This window comes from Pseudomonas sp. NBRC 100443, assembly GCF_030268185.1.
Taxonomy (GTDB): Bacteria; Pseudomonadota; Gammaproteobacteria; order Pseudomonadales; family Pseudomonadaceae; genus Pseudomonas; species Pseudomonas citronellolis.
The window spans coordinates 20,127-41,449 of the sequence record NZ_BSQE01000005.1 but is presented as its reverse complement, the minus strand read 5'-3'; the positions used below and the strand labels follow the sequence as shown (position 1 = coordinate 41,449).

Sequence of the window (21,323 nt, the reverse complement as noted above, 5' to 3'; positions counted from 1 at the left end):
GCCGCGACAATGAAAAAATGCCTGGTGCTTCACTACGCCGCTTCTCGCCGATGCCCGGAATAGAGGCTTCGCAGCGTTTTGGGGAGGCGGCGTGGTGGGAATCTTGGTACCCACCTGTAGGAGCGGGCCCTGCCCGCGATTTCGCGCGCAGGGCGCGCTCCTACATTGGAATGGTGTGGGTGGGGCGGCGTAGGAGCTGATCTTATCCGCGAATCGCGCCGGAACGCCTGGCTATCGCGGACAAGGTCCGCTCCTACGGGGGAGGCATGCCGTGTCTCTCGGTAACCTGTAGGAGCGGGCCCTGCCCGCGATTTCGCGCGCAGGGCGCGCTCCTACATTGGAATGGTGTGGGTGGGGCGGCATAGGAGCGGATCTCATCCGCGAACCGCGCCGGAACCTCCGGCTATCGCGGACAAGGTCCGCTCCTACGGGGGGCGGGAAATATGGGCTCAGGGCCCCAGTTCGACGTGGGTGAAGTTGTTCGAGCCCAGCGGGCTGAGGGTGAAGCCCTTCACCCTGGGGCTCAGCACCACGAACTGTTTCGGGTAGGCCAGGGCTATCCAGGGCGCTTCGCGCTGGAAGATCGCCAGGGCCTGGCGGTACAGCGCGGCGCGGGCGTCCTGGTCTGTGCTGGCGCGGGCCTGGCGCAGCAGGTCGTCGAACTGGGCGTTGCACCAGCCGGCCATGTTCTCGCCGCTCTGCGCGGCGGCGCAGGACAGGTTGGGGGTGAGGAAGTTGTCCGGGTCGCCGTTGTCGCCCACCCAGCCCATGAACACCAGGTCGTGCTCGCCATGCTTGGCACGGCGGATCAGCTCACCCCATTCGTAGACGCGGATGTCGGCGCGGATGCCCAGCTTGCCCAGGTCGTTCTGCAGCATCTGCGCGCCTATGCCGGGGTTGGGGTTGGCCGGGCCGCCGCCGGGGCGGGTCCAGATGCTGAGCTTCTGCCCGGGCTGCACGCCGGCCTCGGCCAGCAGCTGGCGGGCCCGTTCGAGGTCGCGCGGCCAGCCTTTCAGGTCCGCGTCCGAACCCCACAGCGTCGGCGGGTAGGGCGCCACCGCCGGGCTGGCGCCGCCCTCGCCGAACTGCGCCTTGCGGTAGGCGTCGCGGTCGAAGGCGAGGTTGATGGCCTGGCGCACGCGCACGTCGTCCAGCGGCTTGTGCCGGGTGTTGATGGCGACGTAGGCGACCAGCAGGGAGTCCAGTTCCTCCACCTTCAGGCGCGGGTCCCTGCGCAGTTCGGGGATGTCCGTGGGCCGCGGGTACACCGCCACCTGGCAGTCGCCGGCGCGCAGTTTCTGGATGCGCACGCTGGGGTCGGGAGTGATCGCCAGCAGCAGGCGCTCGATCTTCGGCGTGCCGCCCCAGTAGTCGGGGTTGGCGGCGAAGCGCACCTGGGCGTCCTTCTGGTAGCGCTGGAAGACGAAGGGGCCGGTGCCCAGGGGCAGGTTGTTCAGTTGCTCTGGCTTGCCGGCCGCCAGCAGCAGGTCGGCGTATTCGGCCGAGTAGATGGAGGCGAAGCCCATGGCCAAGTCGGCGAGGAAGGGCGCCTCGGGATGGCGCAGGGTGAAGCGCACTGTCAGGTCGTCGACTTTCTCGACGCGCTCGATCAGCCCCGGCAGGCCCATCGACTGGGCGTAGGGGAAGCCGCGCGGGGCCAGCCTGTTCCACGGATGCGCCGGGTCGAGCTGGCGCCGGAAGCTCCAGAGCACGTCGTCGGCGTTGAAGGTGCGGGTAGGCGTGAAGTAGTCGGTGCGCTGGAACTTCACGCCGGGGCGCAGGTGGAAGGTGTAGGCCAGGCCGTCGGCGCTGATGTCCCAACTCTGCGCCAGCGCGGGGATCACCTTCGTGCTGCCGGGGGCGAACTGCACCAGGCGTTCGTACACCGTCTCCGCCGTGGCGTCGGCGGTGGTGGCGGCGGTGTACTGGGTGATGTCGAAGCCTTCCGGGCTGCCCTCAGTGCACACCACCAGGGGCCGGGCCAGGGCCGGCGCGGCGGCGAGCAGCAACGCCAGGGCCGCCCACGCGGGGCGGCCCGGTCGTCCATCGGCAAGCGGCTGTGGCCAGCGCAGCATGGCGTGACGGCCGCCTCGCGGCGGCCGCGGGCCTTACTTGCCGACGCCCACGCCGTAGAAGGAGTTGAGCGCGAAGGGGCTGATCTTGAAGTCCTCGACCGTCTTGCGCATCGGCTGGTACACGGTGGAGTGGGCGATCGGGGTGATCGGCACCTGCTCCTTGAGGATGTGCTGGGCCTGCTTGTACAGCTCGGTGCGCTTGGCCTGGTCGGGGGTTCGCTTGGCTTCCTTGATCAGCTTGTCGTAGGGCTGGTCGCACCATTTGGAGAAGTTGTTGCCGTTGACCGCGTCGCAGCTGTACAGGGTGCCCAGCCAGTTGTCCGGGTCGCCGTTGTCGCCGCTCCAGCCGATCAGCATGGCGTCGTGCTCGCCGGCCTTGGCGCGCTTGATGTACTCGCCCCATTCGTAGGTGACGATCTTCGCCTTGATGCCGACCTTGGCCCAGTCGGCCTGGAGCATCTCGGCCATCAGCTTGGCGTTGGGGTTGTACGGGCGCTGCACGGGCATGGCCCACAGGGTGATCTCGGTGCCTTCGGGCACGCCGGCCTTCTTCAGCAGTTCCTTGGCCTTCTCCGGGTTGTAGCCGGCGTCCTTGATGCTGTCGTCGTAGGACCACTGGGTCGGCGGCATGCCGTTCACGGCGAGCTGGCCGGCGCCCTGGTAGACGGCGTCGATGATGGCCTTCTTGTTCACCGCCATGTCCAGCGCCTCGCGCACTTCCAGCTTGTCCAGCGGCTTGTGCAGCACGTTGTAGGCGATGTAGCCGAGGTTGAAGCCCGGCTGCGAAGGCATGTTCAGGTTGGCGTCCTTCTTCAGCGACTCCAGGTCCGCCGGGCGCGGGAACAGGGTGATCTGGCACTCGTTGGCCTTGAGCTTCTGCATGCGCACCGAGGCGTCGGTGTTGATGGCGAAGATCAGGTTGTCGATCTTCACCTCGCCGGGCACCCAGTAGTCCTTGTTGGCCTTGAAGCGGATCATCGCGTCCTTCTGGTAGCGGCTGAACACGAAGGGCCCGGTGCCGATCGGCTTCTGATTGATGTCGCTGGCGCGGTTCCGCTTGAGCAACTGGTCGGCGTATTCGGCGGACTGGATGGAGGCGAAGCTCATGGCCAGGTTCTGGATGAACGCGGCGTCGACCTCGTTGAGGACGAACCTGACGGTGTAGTCGTCGACCTTCTCCACCTTGGCGATGTTGGCGTCCATGCCCATGTCGGTGAAGTAGGGGAATTCGGTGGGGTAGGCCTTACGGAACGGGTGGTTCTTGTCGAGCATGCGCTCGAAGGTGAACAGCACGTCGTCGGCGTTGAATTCGCGGGTCGGCTTGAAGTAGTCGGTGGTGTGGAACTTCACGCCGTGGCGCAGGTGGAAGGTGTAGGTCTTGCCGTCATCGGATACGTCCCACTTCTCGGCCAGGCCGGGGATCACCTGGGTGCCGCCGCGCTCGAACTGGGTGAGGCGGTTGAATACCGTCTCGGCGGCGGCGTCGAAATCGGTGCCGGTGGTGTACTGGCCGGGGTCGAAGCCCGCCGGGCTGCCCTCGGAGCAGAACACCAGGTTGCCGGCGGCGTGGGCGAAGGGAGCGCTGGCGATCAACCCAGCGGCGATCATGGAGCGGATGACGGCATTCTTGCGCATGCTGACCTCAGTTTGTTGTGGTTGTCATCGAGGCACGTCCTTGTGGGGCGTGTCGCCTGAAACTATGCAGGGCACATGCCGGGCGCAAGGGCCACACCCGCCACAGTGTAGAAGCTGTGGGGAAGTCGTAAGGGAATGTCGCAATAACGCAAGAAGCCCGCCGCGGCGCCCGGCTGGGCGGCGCCGCGGCGGGCCCGCATCAGGGCATCTGCACTTCGATGGTGCCGTCGGCGGTCACCGTGACCTGGCTGGTGCCGGCCTCGATCTCCGGGGCCGCGGCGAAACCGGCGTCGGCCTTCATCGCCGCCATGCGCATCACCGGCATCGGCCGCGGCGCGCCGGCGCTGTTCAGGTTCAGGTTGACCAGGCGGTAGCCCTTGCCGCCGAGGGAGTCGGTCAGCAACTGGGCGCGGGCCTTGAACGCCGCCACGGCGTTCTTCATCAGGCTGTCCTCGTTCTGCTGGCGGGTGGAGTCGGCGATGCTGAAGCTCATGTTGCCCATCTTCAGCTTGCCCAGCAGGCTGGCGGTGAGCTGCGACAGCGCGGCGAAGTCGGAGCTTTCCAGGCGCAGCTCGGCGCGTTCGCGCCAGGCGGTGATCTTCTGGCCCTTGTCGTCGTACACCGGGTAGCTGTTGCGGCTGCCCAGGCTGACGGTCACGCCCTTGGCCTTGCGCGCCTCGGTCACCGCGGCGTTGAGGGCGGCGGTGGTCTCGGCGGCGAGCTTGGCCGGGTCGCTGGCCTGGGCTTCGTTGAAGAGGGTCACGTGCATCTGGTCGTGGGCCACTTCCTGGCTGGCCTCGGCATGCAGCGACACCAGGTTGTAGCGCGGCTCGTCGGCGTGGGCGGCGAAGCTGGTGGCGGCCAGGGCGACGGCTGCGGCCAGGGCGGCGAGGCTTTTCTTCAATGCGGACATGTTCGACTCCTTGGTCCTGTAATGAGTCCCGGGTGCAGGGTAGACGACCCCGCACATGGACAGTCAGACCTATTGACGCAGGTCGGCGTTCAAAGGGGTTGAATCGCGATAGCCTTTATCTCGTATGCTGTGTCGCTATGACGCACCGAGAGGGGAAGGGGCTTGGCTATACTCGCGCAAATTCCGGAATTCACCATGCGCACACCGGTTTTCCAGTTATCCGCCAGCCGGCAGAACCTGCTGCACCTGACGCTCATCCGTATTCTCGTGCTGGCCGCCCAGGCCGGTTCGGTGGGCATCGCCTACAAGGTCCAATTGATCCCGCTGCCCTGGGCGGCGCTGGGGGTGACCCTCGGCGTGTCCCTGGTGCTGTGCCTGGCCACCGCCCTGCGCCTGCGCGGGCCCTGGCCGGTGACCGAGGTGGAATACGCGGTGCAGCTGGGCTGCGACCTGATCATCCACAGCGCCCTGCTGTATTTCTCCGGCGGCTCGTCCAACCCCTTCGTCTCCTATTACCTGGTGCCGCTGACCATCGCCGCGGCGACCCTGCCGTGGCTCTACACCATCGTCCTCGCCGGCCTGGCCCTGGCCGCTTACACGGTGCTGCTGGTGTGGTTCCACCCGCTGAACATCGCCCCGGCGCAGCGCGACTACCTGCTGATCTACGGCATGTGGCTGAGCTTCGCCCTGGCCGCCGGGCTGATCACCTTCTTCGTCGCGCGCATGTCCCAGGCGCTGCGCCGCCAGGAACAGATAGTCGCGCAGCGCCGCGAGGAGGGCATGCGCGACCAGCAGCTGCTGGCCGTGGCCACCCAGGCCGCCGGCGCCGCCCATGAGCTGGGCACGCCGCTGGCGACCATGAGCGTGCTGCTCAAGGAGCTGCGCCAGGCGCACCCGAAGGATCCGCTGCTGCAGGAAGACCTGGCGCTGCTGCAGGAGCAGGTCAAGCTGTGCAAGGACACCCTGCAGCAACTGGTGCGCGCCGCCGAGGCCGACCGCCGCCAGGCCATCCAGGAACAGGGCGTCAACGAATGGCTGGAGGCGGTGCTGCGCCGCTGGCACCTGATGCGCCCGGAGGCCACCTACCGCTACCTGAACCTGGGCCCGGGCAGCGCCCCGCGGCTGACGCCGCCCACCGACCTCACCCAGGCCCTGCTGAACCTGCTGAACAACGCCGCCGATGCCTGCCCGGACGACCTGGAGATCTGCGTCGACTGGACTGCCACCGACATCTGCCTGAGCATCCGCGACCACGGCCCCGGCGTGCCTCTGGCGATCGCCGAGCAACTCGGCAAACCCTTCTTCACCACCAAGGGCAAGGGCTTCGGCCTCGGCCTGTTCCTCAGCCAGGCCAGCGTCACCCGCGCCGGCGGCACGGTGAAGTTGTACAACCACGAAGACGGCGGCACGCTTACCGAGCTGCGCCTGCCGCGCAGCTATGGTGTGGTGTGAACCCACGCGCGAGGAAGTACCCATGAGCGAAGAGAATCTGTTCGAAGGCGAAGAGCAACCCCACCTGCTGCTGGTGGACGACGACGCCACCTTCACCCGTGTGATGGCGCGTGCGATGAGCCGCCGCGGCCTGCGCGTATCGGTCGCCGGCTCTGCCGAGGAAGGCCTGGCATTGGCCAAGGAGGACCTGCCCGACTACGCCGTGCTCGACCTGAAGATGGACGGCGACTCCGGCCTGGTGCTGCTGCCCAAGCTGCTGGAGCTGGATGCGGAGATGCGCGTGGTGATCCTCACCGGCTACTCCAGCATCGCCACCGCGGTGGAGGCCATCAAGCGCGGCGCCACCAACTACCTGTGCAAGCCGGCCGACGCCGACGACGTGCTGACCGCGCTGCTCTCGCAGCACGCCGACCTGGACAGCCTGGTGCCGGAAAACCCCATGTCGGTGGACCGCCTGCAGTGGGAGCACATCCAGCGCGTGCTGGCCGAGCACGACGGCAACATTTCCGCCACCGCCCGCGCCCTGGGGATGCATCGGCGGACGTTGCAGCGTAAGCTGCAGAAGCGCCCCGTGAGGCGTTAAGGAATTCATAAGAAGCTGTATCTACGATCTCGCGAGCTAGCGCAGAACAAGGCGAAAACAGGCGAGGGAGGCACCGGGCTCGCGTTCGAGTTTAGTCCGCTAAATGAGCATCACTCGCCTGTTTTTAACGCAGTTATGCCGACGCGCAGCAGATCGTAGACAGGTTCTAAGACAGGGAGCGCCGACTGGGCGCTCTTTTTTTGTGCCCGTGCTGAGCCCGACCCGATGACCGAAAGCGCCGAATACCGTGCCGCGAACGATGCCGTTCGCGGGCATTTCTTCTCCCAGGTGTGGAAACTGACGGCGCCCTACTGGCGCAGCGAAGAGAAGGGCATGGCCTGGTTGCTGCTGATCGTGGTGATCGCCCTGTCGCTGGTGGTGGTGGCCCTGCAGGTCTGGCTCAACAACTGGTCCCGGGACTTCTACAACGCCCTGCAGAACAAGGACCTGAAGAGCTTCATCCACCTGATGTTCATGTTCTCGGGGATCGCCGCGGTGTTCATTCTGACCGCCGTCTACCGTCTCTATCTCACGCAGATGCTGACCATCCGCTGGCGTCGCTGGCTCACCGAGCAGCATTTCGCCGCCTGGCTGTCGCACAAGAACTATTACCTGATGGAACAGAGCGGCTACACCGACAACCCCGACCAGCGCCTCACCGACGACCTCAAGGACTTCACCGACACCACGCTGAGCCTCGGCCTGGGGCTGATCAGCAACATCGTCAGCCTGGTGTCCTTCTCGGTGATCCTCTGGGGCGTGTCCGGCAGCATCGAACTATTCGGCATCAGCATCCCCGGCTACATGTTCTGGGCCGCGTTGCTCTACGCCCTGGTCGGCAGCTGGCTGACGCACCTGATCGCCCGCCGCCTGATCGGTCTGAGCAACCGCCAGCAGCGCTACGAGGCCGACTTGCGCTTCGGTCTGGTGCGGGTGCGCGAGAACGCCGAGAGCATCGCCCAGTACGATGGCGATGAGAACGAGCGGCAGCGCCTGATGGGGCGCTTCGCCAATGTCTGGCACAACTTCCGTGAACTGATGAACGTGCAGAAACGCCTGACGTTCTTCTCCTCGGGCTATGCGCAGATCGCCACCGTGTTCCCCTTCATCGTCGCCTCGCCACGCTACTTCGCCGGCAAGATTCAGCTCGGCGAGCTCATGCAGATCAACTCCGCCTTCGGCAACGTCCAGGACGGCCTCAGCTGGTTCATCAACGCCTATGGCAGCCTGGCGGGCTGGCGCGCCACCTGCGACCGTCTGCTGAGTTTCCGCCGGGCCCTGGAGGAGAGCCAGGCCGAGCACGCCGGTATCGAAGTGCGCAAGGATGGCAACGGCCTGCAGCTCAAGCACCTGAGCCTGTGCCTGGGCGACGGCAGCGTGCTGCTGGAACCCACCGACCTGACCCTGCGAGCCGGCGAGCACGTGCTGATCAGCGGCCCCTCCGGCGCCGGCAAGAGCACCCTGCTGCGTGCCATGAGCGGGCTCTGGCGCTACGGCGCCGGGCAGGTGCAGATGCCCGCGGCGCGCACGCTGTTCCTGCCGCAGAAGCCCTACCTGCCGATCGGCAGCCTGGCCACGGCCCTGAGCTATCCGGAAGAACCCGGCCGGCACGGCCCCGAGCGCCTGCGCGAAGTGCTGCGCCTGTGCCGCCTGGAGCACCTGGGCGAACGCCTGGACGAAGCCCAGCACTGGCAGCGCCTGCTCTCGCCGGGCGAACAGCAGCGCCTGGCCATCGCCCGCGCGCTGCTCTATGCGCCGGCCTGGCTGTTCCTCGACGAGGCCACCTCGGCGCTGGACGACAACGACGAAGCCGCGCTCTACCAGACCCTGCTGGAGCAACTGCCCGGCGTGACCCTGGTCAGCATCGGCCACCGCGCCGACCTCAGGCGCTTCCACGAGCGCCAGCTGCGCCTGGAGGATCGTCACCTGCGGGAGGTCGGGGCGGTGCTCCCGGCCTGACACGCCTACCTGTCGCAAGGGAATCCCCCGGCGATAGGATTTTGGGAAAGATCGTGCTGTGAATTCCTTCAGATTTTGCAGGAAAGCTCGCAATTGCTTGGCAGTTTTGGGGACTGCTGCATCGTTCCCTGACCCATACCCGGTACCCTCGACGGCTTTGCGGTAAACAGCCCGTCGCATTCGGATTCCGGATATCGCCATGCATGGTCTTTCCCCTTCTGGTCAGGCGTTGACGCGCGAGGCATTGCGCCTGGTGAACCCGCGCCGCTTCCTTGGCCTCGCGCTCGCCGGCGCCGCGGCGCTGGCGCTGCTGGCCTTCGCCGCCGGCCTGTGGCTCGGCCGCGTCATGGCGCCGCCCGCGCCGCTGGCCGAGGCCGCCCCGCAGCAGACGCCGGAGCAGCGCTTCGCCGTGGCGCGCCTGGGCGAGCTGGCCGGGCGCCTGCAAGTGCTGGAAAAGGACGCCGCCTACCTGCTGAAAGTGGTCGACGGCCACGAGGACATCGCCCGCAAGCTGGCGCGCATCGACCCCGGCCTGGTGCCGGAGCAGGCACCGGCACGCGGCGCTGACGGGGAGGGCGGCCTGCTGCTGCCGCCGCGGCCATGCCAGGCCGCGCCGCTGGTCGACGTGCAGCAGGGCACCGAGGCCGCCCGTTGCCTGCGCCGCCAGCTCGACCTGCTGCTGGACGCGGTGTCGCGGCGCAACGCCGACTTCCTCGCCATCCCCACCCATCGTCCGGTGGACAAGGCGCGCCTGGGCTCGGCCTTCGGCAACCGGGTGGACCCGTTCAACCGCCGCCTGGCCTTCCACTCCGGGCTCGACTTCGCCGCGCCCGGCGGCACCGAGATCCAGGCCGCCGCCGGTGGCCGGGTGGTCGCCGCCGGCCCCTTCAGCTCCTATGGCATCCGCGTGGAAATCGACCACGGCAACGGCCTGCTCACCCGTTATGCGCACCTGTCCAGGGCCGAGGTGCGCGTCGGCGACGTGGTGATGCCCGGCCAGCGCATCGCCGCCATGGGCTCCACGGGCCGCTCCACCGGCTCGCACCTGCATTTCGAAGTGCTCTACCGCGGCGAGTTCGTCGACCCGCAGCACTTCCTTTCCCTCGGCGACATGGAGAAGGCCCTCGATGCGCTGGCGCAGGACTAGGCCGGCGACCACCCGCGAACTGCTGCGCGCCGAGCACCAGCCGCGGGCCCAGGTGGCGCGCAGCTACCGGCCGCTGCTCTGGGCCGCGCTGGCGCTGGCCGTGGCTTTCGCCGCGCTGCATTTCTGGCGCGGCTCGCAGCAGGCCGAAACACAGCGGCGCATCGACGCGCTGCAGGCCGGCAATGCCGCGCTGGCCGCCGACCTGCAGCGCCAGCGCCTGCTGACCGCCGAGGCCCAGGCCACGCGCGAGCAGCTGCAGCGGCGCATCGACCAGATGTCCGGGGAACTCAAGAAGCTCAAGACCGACCTGGCGTTCTACCGCCAGCAGAAACCCGCCAAGTGATCCGCAGGAGGACGAACATGTTCAGCAGCAACAAGAAGAAGGGGCCGCAGGTGGCGGTGGACAGGTTTTCCAGCCTGCTGTCGGGCAACCTGGCGCTGGTGGGCGACCTGGAGTTCGAGGAGGGCCTGAAGGTCCAGGGCCGCATCCAGGGCAACGTGCGCCACAAGCCGGGTACCCAGAGCCTGCTGGCCCTGGGCGCGGAAGGGCGGATCGAGGGCTGCGTCAGCAGCTACGACGCGCTGATCGACGGCACCATCGTCGGCGACCTCTACGTCGAGCACCTGCTGGAGCTGCATTCCAACGCCCGCGTCATCGGCAACATCCACTACCGCCAACTGAGCATGGAGAACGGCGCCAGCGTCGACGGCAAGCTCACCCGCCTGGACGAGCAGCGCCCGCTGGAACTGCCGGCGCCCGAGAGCCACCGGGCGCGTGCCGGGGCCGAGGAAGCGGAGCCCGCCTGAGGCAAATCGTTAGCACGCGAAGCACTGCCCCTTGCTATGATCGCCGCAGTTCTTCCGCCGGCGTTTCCCCTCCATGCTCGCACTGCTGTTCCAGACCCTCGGCATCACCGCGCCGGTGTTCTCCATGCTGTTCATCGGCGTGCTGCTGCGCCGCGTCGGCTGGATCGACCAGGGCTTCATCCAGACCGCCTCGGCCCTGGTGTTCAACGCCACCATGCCGGTGATGCTGTTCCTCGGCATCTACCATTCCGACCTGCACCGCGCGGCCAGCCCGGCGGTGCTGACGTTCTTCTGCCTGGCCACCCTCGGCGGCTTCCTGCTCGCCTGGGCCTGGGCGCACTGGCGGGTGCCGCGGCAAGAACGCGGCGTCTACGTGCAGGGCGCCTTCCGCGGCAACAACGGCATCGTCGGCCTGGCCCTGGCCACCAGCCTCTACGGCGAGCACGGCCTGGCCCTGGGCTCGGTGCTCGCGGCCCTGGTGATCCTCTGCTACAACACGTTGGCCACGGTGGTCCTGGCGATCTACAGCCCTGTACTCAAGTCCGACCCGCTGAGCATCGCCCGCCAGGTGCTGGTCAACCCGCTGATCATCGGCGTGCTGGCGGCCTTTCCGTTCGCCTGGTGGGGCATCCAGCTGCCGGCCTGGGTGCTCACCTCCGGCGACTACTTCGCGCAGATGACCCTGCCCCTGGCGCTGGTCTGCATCGGCGGCACCCTGTCGCTGCCGGCCCTGCGCAGCAGCGGTAGCCTGGCCCTGAGCGCCAGCCTGATGAAAATGGTCTGGCTGCCGGCGCTGTGCACCGCCGCCGCCTGGCTCTGCGGCTTCCGTGGCGCCGAACTGGGCGTGCTGTTCCTCTACTTCGCCAGCCCCACGGCCGCCGCCAGCTACGTGATGGCGCGCGCCGCCCAGGGCAACGCCGAACTGGCGGCCTCGATCATCGTCATCACCACCCTGGCCGCGGCGCTAACCACCAACCTCGGGCTGTTCATCCTGCAGTGGGGTGGATGGATCTGAGGTGCTCAACCCCGAATCGCGGCGTCAGCCGGCAAGTTCGTAGGGCGTATAACCGTTCGCGGTTATACGCCGCTTCACCTAACTCATGCCCGGCGTTGCGGTCGAGCTTGGAGTGCCCCGAAACAGGCGCTCCGTGGCCGAACCCGAAGCGCGCCTGGGATCGAGGTTAAACGGCGTATAACGCCGTAGGCGTTATACGCCCTACGCCCTGGACAACCTCCCACTGGGGCGCGGTCTAGGCAGAATCTGAATTCGCAGACAGCATCACTTACTCTGCCCGAAGGCCATTTCAAGCCGTTTTACAGGCGGTTACACTGTCCCCCTTCCAACGCGCGACAAAGGATTGCTCATGCGTTTCCAGGATTCCGCCCGCAGCCTCGCGCTGCTGCTCGGCCTGCTGTGGCTGGCGTCGTCGTATGCCGGGCCGGGGGCCAAACTGTCCAGCCCGGCCGCCGGCTGGCGCTACTCGGGGTTGCTCGACGACCTCGACAGCCCGCGCGTGGCCTATCCGACCCCGCCCATCGACCGTGGCGGCCAGCGCGGCCGCAGCCTGATCGAGGGCGACCTGAAGAACCTCGCCGGCACCGACCGCGCCCAGCGCCTGGTGGTCAACGGCAACCCGCTGCCGCTCTATACCGACGCCCAGGGCCACTTCGTCCGCCCCTACGCCTTCGGCGCGGGTTCCAACAGCGTCGAGGTGGCCAGCGCCGACGGCCAGTCGCTCAAGCGCGTGCAGTTCTACGAGGCCAACGCCGGGCGCGTGCCGCCGCGGGTGCGCGTGGCCCTGGGCTGGGACGACCCCAAGGCCGAGCTGGACCTGCACATAGTCACCCCCGACGGCCAGCACGCCTTCTGGGCGCGCCCGCGGCTGGGCAACGGCGGCGGCCTCGACCCGGACGGCGTCGACGGCCCCGGCCCGGAAATGTTCAGCATGGCCGCGCCGCTGCACGGCACCTACCTGGTCTACGTCAACTACTGGGGCAATTTCGGCGCGCAGGGCTATAACTTCCAGGCCGGCGCCAATCAGCAGGACGTGATCACCGCCCAGGTCAACCTGGTGTTCAACGAAAACAGCGTCGACGAGAAGCGCGAGACCTTCGTGGTGCCGCTGCGCACCATCGGCGACCTGGTCCTGGTCAAGACCTTCACCTATTGAAAGCTGTCCCCTGCCAGGGATGAAACGGGATCGAGCAAGCATGAGCGACAACACCACTCCCAGCCCCACTCCTTCCGCCGAAGCCGCACCGGTGAAGCGCTGGCCGCTGATCTTCGGCGGCCTGGTGCTGGCCTTGCTGGTCCTCGGCGGCCTGTTGGCGCGCTACGTCTGGCTGGCGCCGCCGAGCGGCCCGCTGGCCGGGCTGGAGGCGCCGCCGGCCAATGCCCCGGGCCGCGACATCAGGCACCCGGACGCGCTCATCGAAAGCGCCTCGCTCGCCCGCCTGCCCAAGGAACTGCTGGAGGTGCCGCTGCTGCGCGACACCCTCACCGAGGACTTCGTCTTCTACTACGAGAACGACGGCGACCGCCTCGGCCTGGCCGGCAGCCTGCGGCGCATCGTCTACGAGCACGACCTGACGCTGAAGGACAGCCTGGTCGAGGAACTGCTCGACCAGCCGGCCCAGGTCGCCCTGTGGCGTGGCGCCGACGGCCGCCTGCGCGATTTCCTGGTGGTGATGAAGCGCGGCGGCCTGGCCAAGTTGCTGGAGCCGCTGGCGCACATCGCCGCCGACGACAGCCAGTTGCGCAAGGTCGGCGAGCTGAAGGGCGGCACCGGTGTCTACCGCCTGCGCTACAACGCCCAGAAGACCCTGCTGTTCGCCTCCAGCGGTGACTACCTGGTGCTGCTGTCCAACCCGAAGATGCTGTTCCCCGACGCCAGCGACGAGGAGCCTGGCGCGGCCGACGCCCAGGTCAGCGCCGACCTGGCTGCCCTGCTCGGCGGTGACGACGCCTTCCCGCGCGCCTTCGGCCTGGGCCCGCGCGGCGAGCTGAGCCAGCGCATCAGCCTCGGCGCCGGTGCCCTGGCCATGGGCTACCAGCGCTTCATCCCGGCCTTCGCCGGGGTGCGCTTCGACAAGGGCGCCAAGGGCTGGAGCAGCTACCTGGCGCTGAACGCGGTGGAGCGCCAGCCGGACCTCGACTTCAGCCCCGTGTGGCAGGCCATGCCCATGGGCGCCAGCGCCTGCGTGGCCCTGCCGCTGACCCCGGGCCTGTACGACAGCCTGCTGGTGCGCCTGGGCGCCGAGCAGAAGATGGCCGCGGCCTTCTCCGAACACCTCTCCGGCGCCGCCGGCCTGTGCTGGTACGCCGACTCGCGCCTGTACACGCCGCTGCTGGTGGCCACGCTCAGCGCGCCGCCCGGCCCGGAACTGGACGCCGACCTGGGCAGGCTGTTCGACAGCCTGGTGGGCGCCTACGAGGCCAACGCCGAAGGCGGCAACTTCCCGGTGGACGAGCAGAACCAGGGCGAGACCCACAAGTGGCTGCGCCAGGTCAGCTCCAATTTCGGCCAGTACGCCGCCGCCGATGCGGCCGACCCGGACGCCGTCAGCGGCCGCGGCTTCTTCCGCGTCGGCCTGGCGCGGCAGGGCAGCACCCTGCTGTTCTCCCTCGACGACCAGTTGCTGGACAAGGCCCTGGGCACCCTCGACAAGCGCTTCCCGCCGCTGGCCGACGTGCTGCCCAAGGACGCCCTGGTGCCGGCCTACCTGGCGCCGCAGTCGCTTTCCACGCTGCTCCAGCGCGAAACCCTGGACAGCCTGCCGCAGGACATGGAGCCGGTGTTCCGCAACGCCGCCGACAGCCTGCTGCTGCCGCGCCTGAAGGCCCTGGCCGGGCACGGCGGCTACGCCCTCGGCCTGCCCGCCGGCAGCCGCGCCGAACAACCCTGGCAATGGCTGCCGCTGCAGTGGCGCGCGCTGTGACGGCACGCGCCCTGCTGCTGGCGTTCGGCCTGTGGGCCGCCCAGGCGGCACAGGCCGGTAGCGCGTCGCTCGACCCGCAGCAGTCCCAGGTGTTCCGCGCCTGGTTCGTGCGCATCGCCGAGGAACAGCTGCGCCAGGGCCCCAGCCCGCGCTGGCACCAGCAGGACTGCGCGGGCCTGGTGCGCTTCGCCGCCAACGAGGCGCTCAAGCCCCACGACGCCAAGTGGCTGCGCGCCAACGGCCTGTCCAACCGCTACCTGCCGCCGGAGCTGGCGCTGAGCGACGAGCAGCGCGCCCTGGCGCAGAACTGGCGGCAGGGCGGCGGCCAGGTCGGCCCCTACGTCAACGCCATCAAGCTGATCCAGTACAACAGCACCTTCGTCGGCCGCGACCTCAACCAGGCGCGGCCGGGCGACCTGATCTTCTTCGACCAGGGCGACGACCAGCACCTGATGATCTGGATGGGCCGCAACATCGCCTACCACACAGGTACCAGCACGCCGACCGACAACGGCATGCGCTCGGTCAGCCTGCAACAACTCATGACATGGAAGGACACCCGATGGATACCCGACCCTGCCAACCCCAACTTCGTCGGCGTGTACCGCTTGTCGTTCCTCGCCCGATGAAGCTGCTCGCGCTGTGCGCCGGCCTGGCCCTGGGCGGCCTGCTGGCGGGCGCGCCGGCGCAGGCGTGGGCCGACGACGAGGTGCCGGCGAGCAACTACGCGCCGATCAGCGGCGAGTCGTTCTTCCTGCTCGCCGACAGCAGCTTCGCCCCCGACGAAGAGGCCCGCGTGCGCCTGGAGGCGCCGGGCCGCGACTACCGCCGCTACCGCATGGAGGCCTACGGCGGGGTGGACATGCGCGTCTACCGCATCGACAAGCCGCTGGACTTCCTCAAGCGCCAGAAGAACCTGCACCGGGTACTGGCCGAGGGGCAGTTCAAGGGCGAGGGGCTGTCCAACACCCTGGCCTACCTGTGGGACAACTGGTACCGCAAGTCGCGGCGGGTGATGCAGCGCGCCTTCTCCTATGAGTCGCGCAAGCAGGTCACCGAGGTGGTGCCGGAGCTGAAGATGGGCCAGGCCATGGCCGCGCCCACGCCCTACGACGCCCAGCCGCAGTACGCGCCGATCCCCGGCCTGCCGCTGGTCGAGCAGTTCCGCTATCCGCTGTGGGACGCCAAGCCCATCGAGCCGCCGGCCGACGTCAAGCTGGCCGGTTCCTCCAGCGAGTTCATCAACGTCTCGCCGGGCAACGTCTACGTGCCGCTGGGCAAGCTCAAGCCGGGGCTGTACCTGGTCGAGGCGCTGGTGGGCAAGTACCGCGCCACCACCGTGGTGTTCGTCTCCAGCAGCGTGGCGGTAAGCAAGATCGCCGGCAACGAACTGCTGGTGTGGTCGGCGCGCAAGCATGAAGGCACCCCGGTACCGGATACCCAGGTGCTCTGGACCGACGGCCTGGGCGTGATGAGCAGCGGCCGCACCGACGCCGAGGGCCTGCTGCGCCTGCAGCACGCCAGCCCCGAGCGCTCCTTCGTGATCGGCGAGGACAAGGAAGGCGGCGTCTTCGTCTCGGAAAACTTCTACTACGACAGCGAAATCTACGACACCAAGCTCTACGCCTTCACCGACCGCCCGCTGTACCGCCCCGGCGACTGGGTGGCGCTGAAGATCTACGGCCGCGAATTCAAGAACGCCCGCGACTCCGCCGCGCCCCAGGCCGCGCCGGTGAAGCTGAGCGTGATCGACGCCGCCGGCACCACCCTGCAGACCCTCGACCTGCAACTGGACGCCAAGGCCGGCGCCAACGGCCGCTTCCAGCTGCCCAGCAATGCCGTGGCCGGCGGCTACGAGCTGCGCTTCGACTACCGCGGGCAGACCTACAGCAGCGCCTTCCGCGTGGCCGAGTACATCAAGCCGCACTTCGAGATTTCCCTCGACCTGGCCAAGCCCGACTTCAAGACCGGTGAAGCGGTGAAGGGCAACCTGATCCTGCTCTACCCGGACGGCAAGCCGGTGGCCAATGCCAAGCTGCAACTGAGCCTGCGTGCCCAGCAGCTGTCCATGGTGGACAACGAGCTGCAGTACCTCGGCCAGTTCCCGGTGGAGCTGACCAGCGCCGAACTCAGCACCGACGCGCAAGGCCGCGCGGCCCTCGAACTGCCGGCGGCGGACAAGCCCAGTCGCTACCTGCTGACGGTGTTCGCCAGCGACGGCGCCGCCTACCGGGTGAAGACCAGCAAGGAAATCCTCATCGAGCGCGGCGCCGCGCGCTACCGCCTGGCCGCGCCGCAGCGCTTCAGCGCAGTGGGCGACAAGGTCGAGTTCAGCTATGCGGCGGAGCAGCCCACCGAACTCAAGCCCAAGAGCTACCGCTGGGTACGCCTGGAGGATCGCTCCACGGGTGACGGCGAGGCCGGCGACGGCAAGTTCGTCATCGCTTTCGACAAGCCCGGCACCTACAGCATCGAGCTGCGCGACGCCCAGGGCCAACTGCTCGGCGGCACCGGCTACGCGGTGAGCGGGGAGGGCGTGAAGGCGGTGCCCGGCACCGTGGAAATCGTCCTCGACAAGGCCGAGTACCAGGCCGGCGACGAGGCCCTGGCGCTGATCACCTTCCCCGAGCCGGTGGACGACGCCCTGCTGTCCCTGGAGCGCGACAAGGTCGAGGCCACCGCGCTGCTGTCCAAGGGCGGCGACTGGCTGAAGCTGGAGAAGCTCAACCCCACCCAGTACCGCGCGCGCATCCCGGTGAAGCCCGACTTCTCGCCGAACCTGACCTTCTCCGTGCTCTACACCCGCGGCGGCGACTACAGCTTCCAGAACGCCGGCATCAAGGTGACGGTGCCGCAGGTGGAAATCGCCATCGCCACCGACAAGGAACGCTACGAGCCGGGCGACACAGTGACCGTCGACCTCTCCACCACCTACGCCGGCAAGCCGGTATCCAGCCAGGTGGCGGTGGGCGTGGTGGACGAGATGATCTACGCCCTGCAGCCGGAGATCGCCCCGGGCATCGACCAGTTCTTCTACCACCCGCGGCGCAACAACGTGCGCACCAGCGCCAGCCTGTCGTTCATCAGCTACGACGTGGCCCTGCCGGGCAGCGCCAGCGCGCCGGGGCGCAGCAACCGCAGCGAGCGCGGAGTGAAGGTGCTGGAACGGCCGCGCCGCGAGGACGTGGACACCGCCGCCTGGGAACCGAAACTGGTCACCGACGCCAAGGGCAAGGCGCGCTTCAGCTTCCGCATGCCCGATTCGCTGACGCGCTGGCGCATCACCGCGCGGGCCATGGACGGCGACGGCCAGGTCGGCCAGAAGAAGCAGTTCATCCGCTCGGAAAAACCGCTGTACCTGAAGTGGAGCGGCCCGAAGCGCTTCCGCGCCGGCGACAAGCCGGACCTCGGCCTGTTCGTCTTCAACCAGGGCGAGCAGGCCAAGGCCGAGCTGCTGGTGCGCTACGCCGGCCAGGAACAGACCCAGGCGCTGGAGCTGGCCAAGGGCGTGAACTACGTGCGCCTGCCGGCCCAGGCCCTGAGCGACGGCGAGTGGAGCGCCGAGCTGCGCCAGGACGGCCAGGTGCGCGACAGCCTGGCCGTGCGCTTCGCCCTGGCCGCCGACGGCTGGCAGGTGCTGCAAGCGCGCAGCCTGCAACTGGCCGGGCAGAACAGCCCGCTGCAACTGCCGGCGGACGCCCGCGACATCCGCCTGCGCCTGGACGACAGCGCCAGCGCGCTGTTCCGCGGCAGCCTCGACGACCTGCTGGCCTACCCCTACGGCTGCGTCGAGCAGACCGCCAGCCGCCTGCTGCCGCTGAGCGTGGCCTACCCGCTGCTGGCTGAGGGCGAGCCGCGGGTGCGCGACCGCCTGCGCCTGATCATGCAGAACAGCCGCCTGCGCCTGGTGCAGATGGCCGGGCCGAACGCCTACTTCACCTGGTGGGGCGACAACACCGACAGCGACGCCTTCCTCACCGCCTATGCCTACTATGCCGACTGGCACGCCAGCCGCGCCCTGCAGATCAGCCTGCCGCCGGAGCACTGGCAGCGCGTGCTCGACCTCTACGCCAAGCTGGCCGAGCAGACGCCGCTGCTGCAACGCGCGCTGATCCTCGGCTTCGCCCGCGACATGCAGCTGCCGGTGCAGACCCTGGTCGGCGGCCTGCTCGACGACCTGGCCAAGGCCGGGGAGGGCGAGGACGCGAAGCTGCCGGCCGACGCCGAAGTCAGCCTGGTGATGGCCGAGCCGGACTCCAGCCTCGGCCTGGCAGTGGCGCGGGTGCTGGCCAACAACCTTGCGCAGCAGGCCAAGGTGCCGCTGCCGGCGGCCTTCGCCAAGCAACTGGATGGCGCGCGGCTGAAGGTCAACGGCAGCGACCAGCCGTTCGCCCAGGCAGTGCAGCTGTCGCTGGCGGCGCCCGACGTCAACCGCGCCCGCGCCCTGCTGGCGCGCCTGGGGCCGCAGCAGTCGACCCTGGAACGCGCCCTGGCGCTGACCTGGCTGCAGCGCGCCCTGGCCCAGGCTCCAGCGGCCGAACCGCTCAAGCCGGGCAAGGACTGGGCCGAGCAGCAGGGCCCCAGCGGCGAGCGCTACTGGCAGTGGCAAGGCCAGGGCGTGCCCGCCGAGCTGACCCTGCAGACTCCGCCGTCGCGCCCGCTCAATGCTTCGCTCAGCTACCGCAGCGCCGAGGCGCCGGCCAGTCAGTTGCCGGTGAGCATCAGCCGCCGCCTGCTGCGCCTGGTGCCGGGGGACAAGGCCTTCGAGTTCAAGGTCGAGGAACTGGGCGACAAGCCGCTGTCCAGCGACGAGCTGTACCTGGACGAAGTGACGGTCAAGACCGAGCAGCCCACCGCGCTGCGCTACGGCATGCTGGAAGTGCCGTTGCCGCCGGGCGCCGACGTCGAGCGCACCACCTGGGGCATCCAGGTCAGCGGCCTGGGCGGCACCGAGGCGACCAGCCTGGAACGCGCGCGCAACGAACCGGGCGACCTGCACTACGGCATCCCGGTGGACAGCCTGGCCGGCGAACTGCGCTTCCGCCACCTGGTGCGCTTCTCACAGAAGGGCGAGTTCGCCCTGCCGCCGGCGCGCTATGTGCGCATGTACGCGCCGGCGGAGCAGGCCCTGGAGCAGAACCCGGCGCTGGCCAGGGTGAAGGTGCAGTAAATGGGACGGCGCCTGGCCTGGCTGCTGCTTCTGCTGCCGCTGTGCGCGGCGGCGCAGGCGCCCGTCGAGCTGGCCTGGCGCAGCCCCCAGGGCGACCTGCTGCTGCATCTGGACCAGCAGCAGGTGCTCGCCCGCGAGCCCCTGCCGGCGGACCTGCGCACGCCGCTGGGCAGCCTGTGGAAACTCTTCGTCTTCGCCTGGCTGGTGGACAACGACCGGCACGAGCCGGAGTACGCCTGCAAGGGCCAGTCCCGCGAGGAGGTGTACTGCTGCTCGGCCGGGCAGAGCATCGGCCGCGACCAGGCGCTGGTGAAGTCCTGCGGCCTCTACTACCAGCCGGCGCGCCTCGGCCTGGACGCCGCCACCTGGCGCCGCTACTGGCAGGAACGCCAGGCGCCGGCCTGGCTGCTCGACCTCGAACACCTGCAACCACAGACCGAAGTGCCGGTGGCCGAACTGCTCGACATGCTGATGCGCCTGCCGGCCCAGGCCGAGGCGCGCCAAGTGCTGCTCGACGTGGTGGTCAACGCCGACGACGGCCGCGCCCTGGCCAGCCTGGGCGGGCGCCTGCGGGTGAAGACCTGGAGCTGGCTCGATCCAAACGATTCGCAGGCCCGCCGTGGCGGCTTCGCCGGCTGGCTGGCGGACGGCTCGGCGGTCTGGGCCTCCGGGCCCGGCACCAGCAAGACGGTGCTGGCGCACTACGCCGAAGCCCTCGGCGCCGCGCTGCCGGCGCCCTGGCCGCGCGAGCCGGGGCGCTGCGTGGCGGTGGCGCTGTTCGAGCGCTACCCGCTGCGCGAGGTCTTCGACGTCCAGGGCCGCCCGGCGGCGGCCGGTGGCCTCAGCGGCAGCTACCGGGTGCGCTTCGCGAACGGCAACGATCTGGATATCCACAGCGACGGCGAACTCTTCCTGCAGCGCGACGGCAAGCCGCAACTGGTGGCGCGCCTGGACCGCGAGGAATACGTCGCCCGGGTGCTGCAACGCGAAGCCGCGGCGACCCCGGTCGAGGCCGCCCGCGCCCTGGCCGTGGCCATTCGCAGCTACCTGCTGCAGAACGCCGGGCAGCGCGGCGAGTGCCTGAGCATCGCCGATAGCAGCCAGCGCCAGCGCGTCGCGCCGCGCCCGGCCACGGCGCAGATGCGCGCCGTGGCGGCCTTCACCGACGGCCTGGTGCTGGCCGGCAGCCCGGTCACCTACCACGCCGACCAGGCCGGCCCGGCGAGACTCTCCTGGCAGGACGCCAAGGCCCAGGCGGCCAACGGCCTGCGCTTCGACGCCATCCTCGCCCGCGCCTTCCCGCAGGCCAGCCTCAGCGCCTGGAACAACCCGGTGGCCGCCTGCCAGCCGCTGCCGGCGGCCGAGGACTGGCTGCGCAAGCAGCGCCGCGCGTGGCGCGCGAAGCTGGACGGTGAGCCGGGCTACGAGGAACTGCAAAGCTTCGCCGTGTGCCAGCTGTCCTCCGGGCGCCCCTACGTCGACCGCGAGCGCCAGCGCATCTACGTGCGCGGCCTGTATTCGCTGCAGGACCGCCTCGACCTCACCCACGAATACCTGCACCTGGCCTTCCAGGCGCACCCCAACGGCCAGGACGAGGGTTTCGTCGAAAGCCTCGCCCGCCGCCTGATACTGGAATGACCGCC

At 68.9% G+C, this 21,323-nt stretch carries 15 protein-coding genes; 12 read left to right on the top strand and 3 right to left on the bottom strand.

The window, feature by feature from the left end:
- Nucleotides 1-449: 449 nt before the first annotated feature.
- From QSJ95_RS07950 to QSJ95_RS07940, 3 genes are all read right to left on the bottom strand, one after another.
- Nucleotides 450-2,075, bottom strand: coding sequence for an ABC transporter substrate-binding protein (locus tag QSJ95_RS07950; protein WP_281687552.1), 1,626 nt, complete (start codon nucleotides 2,073-2,075; stop codon nucleotides 450-452).
- 33 nt (nucleotides 2,076-2,108) lie between these two features.
- Nucleotides 2,109-3,710, bottom strand: coding sequence for an ABC transporter substrate-binding protein (locus tag QSJ95_RS07945; RefSeq protein ID WP_043272328.1), 1,602 nt, complete (start codon nucleotides 3,708-3,710; stop codon nucleotides 2,109-2,111).
- 199 nt (nucleotides 3,711-3,909) lie between these two features.
- Nucleotides 3,910-4,623 (bottom strand): SIMPL domain-containing protein, encoded by a 714-nt coding sequence (locus QSJ95_RS07940; protein WP_064582061.1) that lies wholly within the window; start codon nucleotides 4,621-4,623, stop codon nucleotides 3,910-3,912.
- 195 nt (nucleotides 4,624-4,818) lie between these two features.
- Between QSJ95_RS07940 and QSJ95_RS07935 the strand changes: the two genes are divergently transcribed.
- The 12 genes from QSJ95_RS07935 to QSJ95_RS07880 all read left to right on the top strand — a co-directional run bounded on the left by QSJ95_RS07935 (nucleotide 4,819) and on the right by QSJ95_RS07880 (nucleotide 21,318).
- Nucleotides 4,819-6,075 (top strand): ATP-binding protein, encoded by a 1,257-nt coding sequence (locus QSJ95_RS07935; RefSeq protein WP_285641394.1) that lies wholly within the window; start codon nucleotides 4,819-4,821, stop codon nucleotides 6,073-6,075.
- Nucleotides 6,076-6,097: 22 nt separating this feature from the next.
- Nucleotides 6,098-6,658 (top strand): response regulator transcription factor, encoded by a 561-nt coding sequence (locus QSJ95_RS07930; RefSeq protein WP_009617747.1) that lies wholly within the window; start codon nucleotides 6,098-6,100, stop codon nucleotides 6,656-6,658.
- A 225-nt stretch (nucleotides 6,659-6,883) separates the two neighbouring features.
- Complete coding sequence (locus QSJ95_RS07925; RefSeq protein ID WP_285641391.1) at nucleotides 6,884-8,617, top strand: ABC transporter ATP-binding protein/permease; 1,734 nt, start codon at nucleotides 6,884-6,886, stop codon at nucleotides 8,615-8,617.
- A gap of 199 nt (nucleotides 8,618-8,816) precedes the next feature.
- On the top strand, nucleotides 8,817-9,764 hold the full coding sequence (locus tag QSJ95_RS07920) for a M23 family metallopeptidase (RefSeq protein WP_285641390.1): 948 nt from the start codon (nucleotides 8,817-8,819) through the stop codon (nucleotides 9,762-9,764).
- Nucleotides 9,745-10,107: a hypothetical protein gene (locus QSJ95_RS07915; protein WP_064582066.1), complete on the top strand. Its 363-nt coding sequence runs from the start codon at nucleotides 9,745-9,747 to the stop codon at nucleotides 10,105-10,107. Before QSJ95_RS07920 ends, QSJ95_RS07915 begins: the two co-directional genes overlap by 20 nt.
- A gap of 17 nt (nucleotides 10,108-10,124) precedes the next feature.
- The gene (locus QSJ95_RS07910) at nucleotides 10,125-10,571 is read left to right on the top strand and encodes a bactofilin family protein (RefSeq protein ID WP_009617754.1); all 447 of its coding nucleotides are present in this window, start codon (nucleotides 10,125-10,127) and stop codon (nucleotides 10,569-10,571) included.
- Nucleotides 10,572-10,644: 73 nt separating this feature from the next.
- Nucleotides 10,645-11,586: an AEC family transporter gene (locus QSJ95_RS07905; protein WP_276214956.1), complete on the top strand. Its 942-nt coding sequence runs from the start codon at nucleotides 10,645-10,647 to the stop codon at nucleotides 11,584-11,586.
- Between the two features lie 349 nt (nucleotides 11,587-11,935).
- On the top strand, nucleotides 11,936-12,742 hold the full coding sequence (locus QSJ95_RS07900; protein WP_285641384.1) for a YfaP family protein: 807 nt from the start codon (nucleotides 11,936-11,938) through the stop codon (nucleotides 12,740-12,742).
- Between the two features lie 40 nt (nucleotides 12,743-12,782).
- Entirely contained in the window at nucleotides 12,783-14,510 is a 1,728-nt protein-coding gene (locus tag QSJ95_RS07895; RefSeq protein ID WP_285641382.1) for a DUF2138 domain-containing protein, read from the top strand.
- On the top strand, nucleotides 14,480-15,139 hold the full coding sequence (locus QSJ95_RS07890) for a DUF1175 domain-containing protein (RefSeq protein WP_488445051.1): 660 nt from the start codon (nucleotides 14,480-14,482) through the stop codon (nucleotides 15,137-15,139). Before QSJ95_RS07895 ends, QSJ95_RS07890 begins: the two co-directional genes overlap by 31 nt.
- Nucleotides 15,136-19,680, top strand: coding sequence for an alpha-2-macroglobulin family protein (locus QSJ95_RS07885; RefSeq protein ID WP_285641379.1), 4,545 nt, complete (start codon nucleotides 15,136-15,138; stop codon nucleotides 19,678-19,680). Before QSJ95_RS07890 ends, QSJ95_RS07885 begins: the two co-directional genes overlap by 4 nt.
- Complete coding sequence (locus QSJ95_RS07880; RefSeq protein ID WP_285641377.1) at nucleotides 19,681-21,318, top strand: DUF2300 domain-containing protein; 1,638 nt, start codon at nucleotides 19,681-19,683, stop codon at nucleotides 21,316-21,318.
- Nucleotides 21,319-21,323 lie beyond the last annotated feature (5 nt).